Annotated in this window: 12 protein-coding genes; 9 read left to right on the top strand and 3 right to left on the bottom strand. The window is 58.1% G+C overall.

Annotated elements, in window-relative coordinates:
• Nucleotides 1-105 precede the first annotated feature (105 nt).
• The 8 genes from selD (at nt 106) to G518_RS0129105 (ending at nt 8,989) form a co-directional block, all read left to right on the top strand.
• Nucleotides 106-1,179, top strand: a complete 1,074-nt coding sequence (gene selD, locus G518_RS0129145; RefSeq protein ID WP_028605485.1) for a selenide, water dikinase SelD — start codon at nt 106-108, stop codon at nt 1,177-1,179.
• A gap of 39 nt (nt 1,180-1,218) precedes the next feature.
• Entirely contained in the window at nt 1,219-2,430 is a 1,212-nt protein-coding gene (gene ftsY / locus G518_RS0129140) for a signal recognition particle-docking protein FtsY (RefSeq protein WP_028605484.1), read from the top strand.
• 82 nt (nt 2,431-2,512) lie between these two features.
• Nucleotides 2,513-3,604, top strand: a complete 1,092-nt coding sequence (locus tag G518_RS0129135; RefSeq protein WP_156909580.1) for an NAD(P)/FAD-dependent oxidoreductase — start codon at nt 2,513-2,515, stop codon at nt 3,602-3,604.
• 503 nt (nt 3,605-4,107) lie between these two features.
• Nucleotides 4,108-5,313, top strand: coding sequence for an ABC transporter substrate-binding protein (locus G518_RS0129125; protein WP_028605482.1), 1,206 nt, complete (start codon nt 4,108-4,110; stop codon nt 5,311-5,313).
• Between the two features lie 219 nt (nt 5,314-5,532).
• Nucleotides 5,533-6,396 (top strand): branched-chain amino acid ABC transporter permease, encoded by an 864-nt coding sequence (locus G518_RS0129120; RefSeq protein WP_028605481.1) that lies wholly within the window; start codon nt 5,533-5,535, stop codon nt 6,394-6,396.
• Nucleotides 6,393-7,391: a branched-chain amino acid ABC transporter permease gene (locus G518_RS0129115; protein WP_028605480.1), complete on the top strand. Its 999-nt coding sequence runs from the start codon at nt 6,393-6,395 to the stop codon at nt 7,389-7,391. Before G518_RS0129120 ends, G518_RS0129115 begins: the two co-directional genes overlap by 4 nt.
• Nucleotides 7,384-8,142 (top strand): ABC transporter ATP-binding protein, encoded by a 759-nt coding sequence (locus tag G518_RS0129110; RefSeq protein ID WP_028605479.1) that lies wholly within the window; start codon nt 7,384-7,386, stop codon nt 8,140-8,142. Before G518_RS0129115 ends, G518_RS0129110 begins: the two co-directional genes overlap by 8 nt.
• Nucleotides 8,143-8,185: 43 nt before the next feature.
• Entirely contained in the window at nt 8,186-8,989 is an 804-nt protein-coding gene (locus G518_RS0129105; protein WP_084652378.1) for an ABC transporter ATP-binding protein, read from the top strand.
• Between the two features lie 42 nt (nt 8,990-9,031).
• Here the strand turns inward: G518_RS0129105 and G518_RS0129100 are convergent, their stop codons facing one another.
• From G518_RS0129100 to G518_RS0129090, 3 genes are all read right to left on the bottom strand, one after another.
• On the bottom strand, nt 9,032-9,652 hold the full coding sequence (locus G518_RS0129100) for a pyridoxamine 5'-phosphate oxidase family protein (RefSeq protein ID WP_425414319.1): 621 nt from the start codon (nt 9,650-9,652) through the stop codon (nt 9,032-9,034).
• 110 nt (nt 9,653-9,762) lie between these two features.
• Complete coding sequence (locus G518_RS37525; protein WP_051237525.1) at nt 9,763-10,461, bottom strand: DUF1028 domain-containing protein; 699 nt, start codon at nt 10,459-10,461, stop codon at nt 9,763-9,765.
• A gap of 30 nt (nt 10,462-10,491) precedes the next feature.
• The gene (locus tag G518_RS0129090) at nt 10,492-11,511 is read right to left on the bottom strand and encodes a tripartite tricarboxylate transporter substrate binding protein (RefSeq protein ID WP_036596382.1); all 1,020 of its coding nucleotides are present in this window, start codon (nt 11,509-11,511) and stop codon (nt 10,492-10,494) included.
• Between the two features lie 306 nt (nt 11,512-11,817).
• On the opposite strand from G518_RS0129090, the gene G518_RS0129085 reads away from it, so the two are divergent.
• The gene (locus G518_RS0129085; RefSeq protein WP_028605475.1) at nt 11,818-12,579 is read left to right on the top strand and encodes a FadR/GntR family transcriptional regulator; all 762 of its coding nucleotides are present in this window, start codon (nt 11,818-11,820) and stop codon (nt 12,577-12,579) included.
• Nucleotides 12,580-12,592 lie beyond the last annotated feature (13 nt).

Below are 12,592 nucleotides of genomic sequence, written 5' to 3'. Positions count from 1 at the left end.
CAACGGCAAGCGGTTTCTCGTCAAAGCATCGATTGCGGATAGGTTCACGGAGCTGTTTGAGGTCCTGGGTACGCGCTTGGGAGGCTATCGGAGACAATCGGTCTCATGAGTGGACAAACCGCACCCCTTGAAACCGAGCCTCGCCTGACCTCGCTCTCACATGGCGGCGGCTGTGGCTGCAAAATCGCCCCCGGCGTGCTTTCCAAAATCTTGCGAGGCACGGGCGCCATGCCTATTCCCCCAGAGCTGCTGGTGGGTATAGAGACCTCTGACGATGCAGCGGTGTACCAGTTGAACGACACCCAGGCGCTCGTCGCTACCACCGATTTTTTCATGCCCATCGTCGACGATCCGTTCGACTTCGGGCGAATTGCCGCAGCGAATGCGTTGTCAGACGTCTATGCCATGGGAGGCACCCCCATCATGGCCTTGGCGCTGGTCGGCATGCCGATCAATGTTCTTTCCACCGACACCATTGGCAAAATCCTGGAAGGCGGCGCCTCGGTGTGCCGTGAGGCTGGCATTCCCATCGCAGGCGGGCACACCATTGATTCCGTGGAGCCCATCTACGGCCTGGTAGCGCTTGGGCTCGTGCATCCAGACCGGGTAAAACGCAATGCAAGCGCAAAAGTGGGCGATGTGCTGGTGCTGGGCAAGCCGCTGGGAGTTGGCATTCTTTCTGCCGCTCTCAAGAAAAATCAATTGAGTGCAGAGGGCTACGCGCAAATGATCGCCAGCACCACCCAATTGAATGTGGCTGGCCCTGCCCTTTCCGTATTGCCCGGCGTTCACGCGATGACCGACGTCACCGGCTTCGCTCTGGCTGGCCATACGCTCGAACTCGCCAGAGGCGCGGGAGTGACAGTGCAAATTGACTGGCCTGCCGTACCTGTTTTGTCTGGTGTGCGGGAATTGGCCTCGCAAGGCATCATCACAGGAGCTTCTGGCCGCAATTGGGCGGCTTACAGCCAAGAAGTATTCCTCCCAGAGGGGTTTTCCGAATCAGACCGTGCGCTTTTGACCGATCCACAAACCAGCGGCGGCCTTTTGGTATCTTGCTCTGCGGCGAGCGTGGAAGAAGTGCTCTCGGTCTTTCGTCAACGTGGCTTTGGTCATGCAGCTGTAGTGGGGAAAGTGCTGCCCGGCGGTGAATACTCGCTGGTGGTCAAGAGCGCCTGAAAAGGCAATGATCTCGTAGGGTGCAAATCAGAAAATCAAATGTTTAGTTTCTTCCGCAAAAAAAAACCAACCCCCACGCCAGAATCCGCGCCCCTGGAGACGCCAGATCTTGCAGACATTCCGGCGCCCGCGGCGCCGCCTCAGGCCAACGCTACATCAGTGGCGCCGCCTCCGCCGCCACTTCCCTCGCCTACACCGCTGGAGAAAGTTGAGCTTCAGCCGCCCGCACCTATTCCCGCCCCACCGGCTGAGATAGCGTCGCCGCAGATCCCTGTAGCGCGGGAACTGGCCCCACCAGCGCCAATTCAGCCAGAGCTCACCGTGCCGGAGCCCGTGGCACGCACCGGCTGGCTGGATCGCCTCAAGTCAGGCCTGCGCAAAACTGGCAGCAGCATTACCACCGTGTTTACTGGCGCCAAGATAGACGAGGCGCTCTACGAAGACTTGGAAACCGCCCTGCTGCTCGCCGACACTGGCGTGGGAGCCACCGAATTCCTGCTCTCGGATCTCAAACGCCGGGTGAAGGAGAGCCGCGCCACAGAGCCGGCTCAGGTCAAACTGCTTTTGCAAGACGCCATCGAGGAAATGCTGAGACCGCTGGAAAAGTCGCTCGTGGTGGGTGAATACCACCCTACTGTCATCATGGTGGCCGGTGTGAACGGCGCCGGAAAGACCACTTCGATCGGCAAGTTGACCAAACATCTGGCAGATGCAGGCGCCACTGTGTTGCTTGCGGCTGCCGATACGTTTCGCGCCGCCGCCCGGGAACAACTATCCGTCTGGGCTGATCGCAACCGGGTAGAGATCATCAGCCAGGAGGGGGCCGATCCTTCTGCCGTCAGCTTTGATGCCGTCGCGGCCGGACGCGCTCGGGGTAAAGACGTTGTACTGGTCGACACAGCGGGCCGTCTACCCACGCAAAAGCACCTGATGGAAGAGCTGAGCAAAATCCGCCGTGTGGTTACCAAAGCGGATGTCACGGCACCCCACGAGGTACTACTGGTCATTGATGGCAATACAGGGCAAAACGCGCTCGCGCAGGTCAAATCCTTCGATGCCGCAGTGCAGCTTACCGGCCTAATTGTTACAAAGCTCGACGGCACGGCCAAAGGAGGCGTTCTGTGCGCCATCGCACGTGAGTACCCAGCCCAAGGACGCCCTATGCCGGTCTATTTCATCGGTGTAGGGGAAAAACTGGAAGATTTGCAGACATTCAACGCACGCGAATTCGCGCAAGCTTTGCTGGCCTGACCCTCGAAAAACCGTTCGCCGCGGTACGGATTGCAACGTATGCAGGCGGGGATTGGCTCTCATAGCCGATACACTGCAGCCCATGACCGTGAACCCCTCCCGGAAACACTTGGTGCTGCTGGGCGTCGGGCGTGCAAATTTGCAGGTGCTTAAAGGCTTGGCCAAACATGGAGCCGGCGAGCTCCATGCCACGCTGGTAGCGCCACACCCGTATTACATTGATAGTGCCATGTTGCCAGGCTACGTGGCAGGCCAGTATGCGCTCGACGATATCCGCGTTCCGCTGGATGGCTTGGTAGAAGCCAGCGGGGCCACCTTCGTGCCGGCGCATGTGCACGCGCTCGACCCCACCACACGGCGCGTACAACTATCCAGTGGTGACGCCCTGCCCTACGACGTTCTCTCCATCGATACCGAGCCGGTCATCGATCGCGAGCAAGCGGAAGCCACCATGCCCGGCGCACGCAGAAATGCGCTGTTCGTGCGGCCCCTCGAAACGTTTGTCCAGTTGTGGCCACAGCTGAAATCCTTGTCTCAGGAGCGCGCTCTGCAAGTGTCTGTCATAGGGCATGGCATCGCAGCGGCTGAACTGGCCATGGCTGCAGCTCAGGCACTCGCCAGGCCACACGGAACTCGTGTGACCCTCATAGCAGGCGAGGCTCCTTTGTTAGGCGAAGAATCGCCAGGCCTGCGCAGGCGTGTACTGAACCGCCTGAAGCAATTACACATTACGCTGCTCCAGGATCGATGCGTGGGCATGGATGGCCAGGTCTTGCAGTTGCAAAGCGGCGCCAGTCTGGTGTGCGACGCTCCACTGCTCGCGGCGGGAGACAACTCACCAGACTGGCTACGACAGGCCGGGTTGCTCCATGATGATTCAGGTTTGCCAATGGTGAACGAACGGTTGCAGAGTGAGCACCACAGGCAAGTATTCATCGTGCCGGAGGGCGCCTCCGCAGAGATCGGTCCTATGCTGGAGGCCAATCTGCGTACGGCATTGTTCGGGGGCTCGTTCAAAAAGATACCGCTTACCACCTCTCGCCTGCACGTGGTGGGTAGTGGCGAGGGCTATGCCATTGCCGCCTGGGGCCCTCTCAGCCTGGAAGGCAGCGAAGTCTGGCAATGGAAAGACCGGCGTGACCGCAGGCAATTTCAGGCCCTGTTCAAGATTTAGCGCCCGCTAGCGCGGCGGCGCTTTCTCCCCGTTAAGAAATTAGACTGCTAATTGAATGGCAGTGCGGTCAGCCGTGCGCGCTATCTTTAGCGCCCGGAGGTGAGATGGCTTGGAACAAGCCCTCATCACCCTAAAACCAGGGGAAAACCCGCATTCCCGATAGGGGGATGTGAAATATACTGCCTCTAAACAAGCACTTTATTTCATCATTTCTGAAGATTGCGGTCTTAGTGTTTCACACATACGCTCTATCTTTTCCAAGCGAAGCACGCTTTTGAATCAGAAATCACGCGCGTTTGGGCGTTTAGCCCAGGCTTTCTGGTCGAAAGCCACTTTGAGATCCGTCTCCATCGGGTCGAGCCCCGTCATTCCCGGTCTGAACACCGCGAAACATGATCTGTACGTGTTCACCTCTAAGGGATACTCATATGGTGGTGGCTCCCGAGATCAACAACAATGCAGCACCATACGCAATAAACTTGACACCTAAAGGAGTTCTATCAATGAATGCATCGTCCCCTCGCTCCCCCAACCGCCGCCTCATCCTGTCCCGTAGCGCAGCACTGGTAGGAGCGAGCTCAGTCGGCCTGCTGCTGCCCCAGATTGTGCGTGCGCAGAGCAACAAGGTCAGAGTCGGTTTCATGCTGCCTTACACCGGCACCTTTGCGCAGCTGGGTGTGGCCATTGAAAACGGCGTCCGGATGGCGATCGCTGAAAAAGGCGGCAAGCTGGGTGGCCGCGAGATTGAGTGGTACAAGGTGGATGACGAATCCGAGCCATCCAAGGGCGTGGAAAATGCCAGCAAGCTTGTGCAGCGCGACAAGGTAGACGTGCTGATCGGCACTGTGCACTCTGGCGTGCAGATGGGTATTCAAAGAGTTGTGCGCGACGCCGGCGTGCTCAGCATCATCCCTAATGCGGGCGTTCATGCCGCCACGCGCGCACTTTGCGCGCCCAACGTGTTCCGCACCAGCTTCACCAATGGTCAGCCTTCCCAGGCTCTGGGCAAGCCCATGATGGACAAAGGGCTGAAGCGCACCGTCTGGATTTCATGGAAATACGCCGCTGGCGATGAATCTCTGGAAGGCTTCAAGGAAGGCTACCTCAAAGCGGGCGGCACCATCATCAAGGAGCTGAGCCTGCCGTTCCCGAACGTGGAATTCCAAGCTCTGCTCACTGAAATTGCCTCGCTCAAGCCTGATGCCGTGGCGTGTTTCTTTGCCGGAGCCGGTGCTGCCAAGTTCATGAAGGACTACGCAGCCGCCGGTCTGAAAGAGAGAATTCCTCTTTATGGTTCTGGTTTCCTCACCGAAGGCGTAATCGAGGCCGCCGGCCCCGCCGCAGAGGGCGTCTACACCACACTGCACTACGCTGATTCGCTGGATATTCCACGCAACAAGCAGTTCCGCTCCGCCTACGCCAGCCAATTCAAGCTACAGCCCGATGTGTATGCCGTGCAAGGCTACGATTCTGGCCAACTGCTGCTGCAAGGCATGGCCGCCGTCAAAGGCGATATGAGCAACAAAGCTGCGCTCTATAAAGCCTTGGAAACCACTGTCATCGACAGCCCTCGTGGCAAGTGGGCCATGAGCAAGGCGCACAACCCCGTACAAGACATCTACCTGCGTGTGGTCGAAAAAGGCGACAACAAAGTGCTGGGCGTTGCGGCCAAGGCATTGGCGGATTCTGGCGTTGGCTGCAAACTCTAAGCCAACCCCCTGAGGCGCTTGCGCGCCTTCCCCCTTGAGAAGGGGGACGCCGCTGGCGGCCTGGCGAAGCCAGCTCCGCGGCGGCCTGGGTTGGCCTGCTCCGCGGCCTTTGGAGTTTGGGGAATTGGCTCCGCTTCGCGGTCGCCTTTAGATCGCCTTTTGGCTCGGATTTACGCTTGCGGTTGACGCTGGCTTTTTTGAACGAACCCGTATTGCTCTGTGGACTTCGCCAACTTTCTTATTCAGCTGCTCAACAGCGTGCAATATGGCCTGCTGCTGTTCATGCTCGCTGCCGGCCTGACGCTGATCTTCGGCATCATGGGTGTGGTCAATCTGGCTCACGGCAGTTTTTATATGCTGGGCGCCTATCTGGCTTATTCGCTCTCCGGAATGTTTGGCAGCTTGACGCTGGCGATCATTGCCGGAACCGTGTTGTCGGTCATATTCGGTTTGATTCTTGAGCGAATTCTGTTTCGCCACTTTTATCACCGGGACCACCTGGATCAGGTGCTGTTGACCTTCGGTCTGATCTACATCTTTGAAGAAGCGCGCTCACTGCTTTGGGGAGATGATGTTCATGGCGTCACCATTCCGAATCTCCTGGCGGGCTCCATCACCTTGACGGAGAACCAGTCCTATCCGGTCTACCGGCTTTTCATGATGGGCGTGTGCGTCGTTCTGGCCATAGGCCTGTACCTGCTCATCAATAAAACACGCCTGGGCATGAAAATCCGGGCCGGCGCGTTCAACCGGGATATGGCTGAATCGCTTGGTATCAATATCAAACTCATTCACGCCGTGGTTTTCGCCATTGGTGTGGCGTTGGCCACCATGGCCGGCATGATCGCAGCCCCTGTTTCCAGCGTGTACCCCAATATGGGTTCGCAAGTGCTCATCATGTGCTTCGTGGTGGTGGTCATCGGGGGCATTGGCTCGGTCCGCGGCGCGCTGATTGCAGCGCTGCTCGTAGGCCTGGTCGATACGTTTGGCAAAGTCCTGCTGCCGCAAGTAGCAGGCATGCTGGTTTATATGTTGATGGCAGCGGTGCTGCTGTGGAAGCCTGAAGGGCTGTTCAAGCAATGAGCGCACCCCAATCTCACCTCGAAACCCTGCCGCGCGGCATCCAGATCGTGATGGCACTCGGGTTTATCGCACTCGCTGCATTCCCATTCGTGGGCAGTGAGTTCTACCAACAGATGGTCACTCGCATGATGATCCTGGCGATCTTCGCCATGAGTCTGGATCTGCTGCAAGGGGTTACCGGGCTGGTCTCACTCGGGCATGCCGCCTACTTCGGGATTGCGGGGTATGCGCTGGCGTTTCTCACGCCGCAAGGCGAACCGGTAAGCCTGTGGTGGACCTTGCCTGTAGCCGTGCTGGCCTCCGGCGCTGCGGCGCTGATCATTGGGTTTTTCGTCGTCCGCACCAAAGGCATCTACTTCATCATGGTGACGATGGCCTTTGCGCAGATGGTGTTCTTTCTGTTCTTCGACAACAAGGTGCTGGGCGGCTCTGACGGGGTCTACATCAACTTCAGGCCCGTCGCCGGTATCTTCGATTTAGAGAACAAGAAGGTGTTCTATTACTTCACGTTCTTTTGCCTTCTGGCGGTGTATTTTTTCCTGCGCCGGCTGCTATGGAGCCCATTTGGTCGTACTTTGGCAGGCATCCGGGTCAATGAGCACCGCATGCGCGCGGTGGGTTTTGGGAGTTTCAGCTACAAGCTCATGGCCTTCACCCTGGCCGGTGCGCTTGCGGGCCTGGCGGGCTACCTTTGGGGCGCGCAAACTGGCTTCGTTAATCCCGAACTCATGGGATTTCACAAGAGCGCGCACGTGATCATGATGATCATCCTGGGTGGCATGGGCAACTTTGCGGGTGCCATCGTTGGCGCGTTCGCTTTCGAGTTCATGCTTGAACTGTTCAAGGACCTCCCCGCAGTGGCCGGTTTCAATCTCGGCAAGCACTGGCAACTATGGATGGGCTTGTTTATCGTGTTCGTCATCTGCTTCGCACCGCGCGGTCTGCTAGGCGTGCTGCAGAAACTGATGCACCGCAAGGGAGCTGGCGATGAATGAAATCCTGCTCTCGGCCAAAAACCTGACCAAGAAATTCGGCGGCCTGGCTGCCGTGAACGACGTGTCGGTAGATCTCTGGCGTGACCGCATTCACGTGGTCATTGGACCCAACGGCGCGGGCAAATCGACCCTCACCAATCTGCTGTCCGGCGATTTACCGCCCACCTCGGGCAACATCGTGCTGGGTGGCCATGACATCACCAGCGCGTCTCCTGAGCAAATCTCAAGGCGCGGCCTGGGTCGCAGCTACCAGAAAACCAACATCTTCCTTCCCTTCACGGTGTGGGAGAACGTTCGTATGGCCGCTCAGTCGCGCGCGGAGCAACAACCCTGGAATCCCCTGCGCTGGCTGCAAAGTGCGGCTGGAGACGCGAGAGTCAATGAACGTGCAGAAGCTGCGCTGGAACTCGCCGGCCTCACCTCCCGGCGTGCAACCATAGCGGGCGCCGCCAGCCATGGCGAGCAGCGGCAGTTGGAGATTGCCATGACGCTCGCCACCGAGCCTAAAGTGCTTCTGCTTGATGAGCCTCTCGCCGGCATGGGTGTGGCTGAAGCGGAAAGCATGGTTGAGCTGCTGCTGCGCATCAAACCCCAACACGCCATGATGCTGGTCGAACATGATATTGACGCCATCTTCGCCCTCGCCGATCACCTCACAGTGATGGTCAATGGCACCGTCATCGCGAGTGGCTTGCCAGCCGACGTACGAAACGATCAAGGGGTGCAGGCTGCGTACCTCGGAGAACACTGATGACGGCCTGTGAGGCGCTCCGTGGCAAAAAAGGATTGATGTAATGGCTACTCGTAACAACGCTAACGTCCCGGATGATCCCAACGATCCTCTTGTTTCGCGCAAAACTTGGGAGCAAGCAGTCGCTCAGCCCGATGACGAAGAATTGATCCGGGCTATTGGCTTGCACAGCTATTACGGCGCCAGCCACATCTTGCGTGGCATCGATTTCCATGTACGACGTGGTGAAACCATCGGATTGATGGGACGCAACGGCATGGGCAAAAGCACCCTGCTCAAATCCATCATGGGCCTGGTCAAGCCCCGCTCCGGTGGCGTGTTGGTGATGGGGCGGCCCATGACAGGCCGGGCACCTTATGAAATTGCCAAGCTTGGCGTAGCCTATGTGCCGGAAGGACGCGGCATCTTTGGCAACCTGAGTGTGGTGGAAAACCTGAAAATGGCTGCCCGCCCTGGCACCCGTGGCCAATGCGACTGGACTTATGACCGCGTGCTGGAAACCTTCCCACGGCTTAAGGAACGCCTCGGCCATGGTGGTCAGCAACTGAGCGGCGGTGAACAGCAGATGCTCACGATTGGCCGTGCGCTGATGACTAATCCGGACGTGCTGATTCTTGATGAAGCCACCGAAGGCTTGGCTCCCCTGATCGCGAGAGAAATCTGGCGCATCTGCGATGTCATCCGCCATAGCGGTATTAGCAGCGTCATCGTCGACAAGAACTGGAAGCACGTGACGCAGGTGACCGACCGCAACGTCATACTGGTCAAAGGCCAAGTAGTGTTCGAAGGTACTTCAGCGCAATTGATTGCCCAGCCAGACTTGCTGACCCAGCATCTGGGAGTTTGAGCCTTTCTTGGCGGCCTTTTCGCCAGCCAAGCGACTCACGTTTCAGTACAGGCTGGTGCTCTGACGCGCCGGAAGTGCCTGGTCGTACTGCTCGCCATCGATGCCACCGCTCGTCAAGGCCTGCAGCATCTCGCCAGCGGAGGGCACTCCGGCCGGTCTTGTCGTGTTCGACCACAGACCCGAACGCTGCATCGCTCGCGCGCACTGGAAAAACGCAGCTTCAACGGCTATACGTATCACGCACTGTGGTGGCTTCCCCTCTACTGCCAGGCGATCCAGCAACGCACGATCTGTGCTGATGGTGGCACGGCCGTTCACTCGCAGCGTTTCCCCCACGCCTGGTATGAAGAACAACAAGCCAACCCGGCTATCGGTCAGGATATTGCGCAGGCTGTCGATGCGGTTGTTGCCCCTGCGCTCCGGCAGCAGCAAGCTTCGTTCGTTTTCCACGACCACAAACCCGGCCGGGTCGCCCCTCGGTGAAGCATCCAAGCCTTCGGGTCCTGAAGTCGCCAGGACCACAAACGGTGAGGCCTCAATCCACCGTCGGTACACCGCAGGAATGAAGTTTGCTTCCTTGCGAAGTGAAGCTTCGCCCACGGAACCGAACAGTTCCTGCAATTGATCAATCGTGGTGATGGTATCGGACGTAGGCATGCCTATAGTTTAGGCAAAATCTGCCGACGGGTTTGCAGCCGCACATCGCTCGCTGCCTGCGATGAGACATCGAGCAGGCATCGAGTCATCAAAAGATACAGTGACTGATTTGGGGATTACCGCGGGCCACCCTTGATCCCAAGCTCCTTGCGCCAATCGTCATCCCGGGGCATGGACGGATTGGAAGGACGTTCCTGGTAGTACGGGATCAACGGAACATACAAACCGTACAGGCGGCGAAGTTCGGCAATGGGCTCGTTGTGCTCATCGACCCTCAAATCCACCCAGGCGTAGCTGCGTTCGTGATGCACCTGCAGCGCCGTTGAATATTGGCCCGCGACCTGACCACCCGCGTCTCGACCAGCTTCCAGTGAGGCGAGCAGCTTATGAGCCAGCTCACCCTCGGCGTTCTCGAACCCATCAGCCATGGCCTGCGCCACTTTGTCATTGGACAAACGGTTGCCAATGACCACCAGGTTTTTCCGCACCACCTGGCCGGCCCATTCTTCGTTCGTACTACCGGTATGTGCAGCCGTTCTGCCGTCTTTATCGACGACCGAGATCTGCCGCCATGGAATATTCGCCGCTCCATCGCTGTCAAGCAACTCCTTCAGCACCTTTTCTGCGGAGTAGCCCATTTCCAAAAGCTTCAAGCCCAGTGTACCCAAACGTGGATCACCGTTGGCTTGCACCACCAAGCCACCAATCTTGGCCCGCACAAAGGGGCACTTGGCACCGATGGCAATGGGACGCGTGGCGATAGCCATCCCGAACATGCCTGTAGTCTCACAACGAGCAAGTACTGAAAAAGTCATTGGATTGATCTCCTTGAGTTCGTGTAGAAATTAGTTAGGTTTGACGTCTGCCCGACGAACGATGTCGGACCATTTGGTGATTTCTTCCTGCACGTAACGGGCGAATGCGTCTGGGCCGCTTGCAACCACCTCCATGCCTGAGGCGTCGAATCTGGCGCGAATTTCAGGCTCTGAAAGAGCGGCGCTGATTTCGCGGTGGAGTCTGTCGACAATGGGGCGAGGTGTCTTCGCAGGTGCAAAGATGCCAAACCACACTTCAGCCGCGTACCCAGGCACACCCGACTCGGCGATCGTCGGGGTTTCAGGCAGCGCTTTGCTTCGCTGCGCCGAAGTCACGGCCAGTAGCCGAAGCGTGCCTGCCTTCACATGCGGCAGTACATCCACCAAGTTATGGAATCCGAGATTGATGTGCCCTGCCACGATGTCCGAGACCGCTGGTGCAGCCCCCTTGTAGGGCACGTGAAGCATGTCTACACCAGCCATGACCTTGAACAGCTCTGCAGATAGGTGTTGTGAAGAGCCGCTTCCGGTGGAGGCATAGCTCAGCTTTCCGGGTTTTGACTTCGCCAAGGCGATCAACTCGGCCACGCTGTTCGCTGGTACAGAGGGGTGTACGACCAACCCATTGGCGGACGAACCGACCAACGTGATAGGCGAAAAGTCTTTCACGGGGTGGTAACTCAGCTGCGGATAGATGCTGAGCGCTGTGGCGTGAGTGGGGGAGCTTCCCATCACCAAGGTGTAGCCGTCTGCGGGAGCACGCGCCACCTGGCTCACGCCCAGCGTTCCCGAGGCTCCAGGACGATTCTCCACAATGACCGGCTGCCCCAGCGTGGTGGTGAGGCGCGTGGCGATGAGGCGCGAAAACGTATCGTTACTGCCGCCAGCAGGCCATGGACTGATCAACTTGACTGGATGCGTAGGCCAAGCCTGCGCTTGGGGCTGAGCCTGCGCCTGCACTTGCCCGAAAGAGGCGAGCGTACAGGCGACACCCACCAGGAACACACCGATTCCGTGGCGACGAGTGAGAGCAGATTTGCATGGTGACATCGATGAACTCCTTTGAGCAGAACGAAGATCCAGAACGAACCAAACCCATTGCGGCTCCATCCAGCGCCCAAACCAAACCCCGTTTCGAGCTCAGCTCGAAGCCATTGCCGGTTGAGTGCGATCTCAGATGCAAGCTATTTTTAATGGTCTGACCATAGTGTATTCCCAAAGAAATGAAATGCGCAAGCCCCCCGCTTCGCACTCACCCACCACACTCTTTGAGCACAGCTCAATCCATTCGGGGTCACGGGAGACGCTCTCGTCATACACTGCAACCCTGTGGTTCAGTGCAGATGGAGATAGAGATTGCGAACAACTGATGAGGCGGCAGAAAAAGTTAGAGCGCTGTTGTTCAACGGTGCACTCCATCCCGGAGACAGGCTTCCGTCTGAACGCGAACTCAGCACCCTGTTGGGCATTAGCCGGTCGGCTTTGCGTGAAGCTCTCAGAGCACTGGTCACTGGCGGCTTACTGGAGACACGGCTCGGCAAATACGGCGGCACCTTCATCACCGCAGGCAAGGCGAGCGTTGTCTCTGGGGCCATGTCTGACCTGCTCCGACTGAGCAGCGTATCGATCTCTGAGTTGTTTGAAGCACGCCAGTGGATTCAAGGCGCCCTGATACCCGCTGCATGCGAAAGGCTCACCGAAGCGCAGATCGACGCGCTCGAAGACAACGTGAATCAGTCAGCCGCCGCTCACGCCGAAGGCCGGTCAGAAGACCGCATTCGAATCAATGTTGAGTTTCACAACATGCTAGCTGAAAGCGCCGGCAATACCGTCGCGGTCATCGTAGTGCGCGGCCTGACTCAGGCATGGCAGGAGTTAATGGCGGAGGTTGGTTCTGATCAGGTTTCGGGAGGCGTGGCCTTCAGAAGAGAGCTGATCAAAGCGCTGCGCGCGCGCGATGAGGAAGGCGCCACCAAGGCGCTCTCCAAAATTCTCCGCACATCAGAATCACTCTACAAAGAACTGGCCAAGCGCAGAGCGCAAGAGCTGATCAGCTCCGCCCAGTCAAACCCTGCAATCAAGCGCAGCAAGGCCACCGCTAACGCGTTCAAGACCTGAGGTTCATGAGTGT

This window comes from Ottowia thiooxydans DSM 14619 (genome assembly GCF_000422885.1).
GTDB classification, from domain to species: Bacteria; Pseudomonadota; Gammaproteobacteria; order Burkholderiales; family Burkholderiaceae_C; genus Ottowia; species Ottowia thiooxydans.
This window is presented reverse-complemented; position numbering and strand designations above follow the sequence as displayed.

What these genes read in the sequence shown, in the direction of transcription:
- G518_RS0129090 (WP_036596382.1), bottom strand. Translation starts at nt 11,511, where the DNA reads ATGTCACCATGCAAATCTGCTCTCACTCGTCGCCACGGAATCGGTGTG.
- G518_RS0129125 (WP_028605482.1), top strand. Translation starts at nt 4,108, where the DNA reads ATGAATGCATCGTCCCCTCGCTCCCCCAACCGCCGCCTCATCCTGTCC.
- selD (WP_028605485.1), top strand. Translation starts at nt 106, where the DNA reads ATGAGTGGACAAACCGCACCCCTTGAAACCGAGCCTCGCCTGACCTCG.
- G518_RS0129135 (WP_156909580.1), top strand. Translation starts at nt 2,513, where the DNA reads ATGACCGTGAACCCCTCCCGGAAACACTTGGTGCTGCTGGGCGTCGGG.
- G518_RS0129105 (WP_084652378.1), top strand. Translation starts at nt 8,186, where the DNA reads ATGGCTACTCGTAACAACGCTAACGTCCCGGATGATCCCAACGATCCT.
- G518_RS0129115 (WP_028605480.1), top strand. Translation starts at nt 6,393, where the DNA reads ATGAGCGCACCCCAATCTCACCTCGAAACCCTGCCGCGCGGCATCCAG.
- G518_RS0129110 (WP_028605479.1), top strand. Translation starts at nt 7,384, where the DNA reads ATGAATGAAATCCTGCTCTCGGCCAAAAACCTGACCAAGAAATTCGGC.
- G518_RS37525 (WP_051237525.1), bottom strand. Translation starts at nt 10,461, where the DNA reads ATGACTTTTTCAGTACTTGCTCGTTGTGAGACTACAGGCATGTTCGGG.
- ftsY (WP_028605484.1), top strand. Translation starts at nt 1,219, where the DNA reads ATGTTTAGTTTCTTCCGCAAAAAAAAACCAACCCCCACGCCAGAATCC.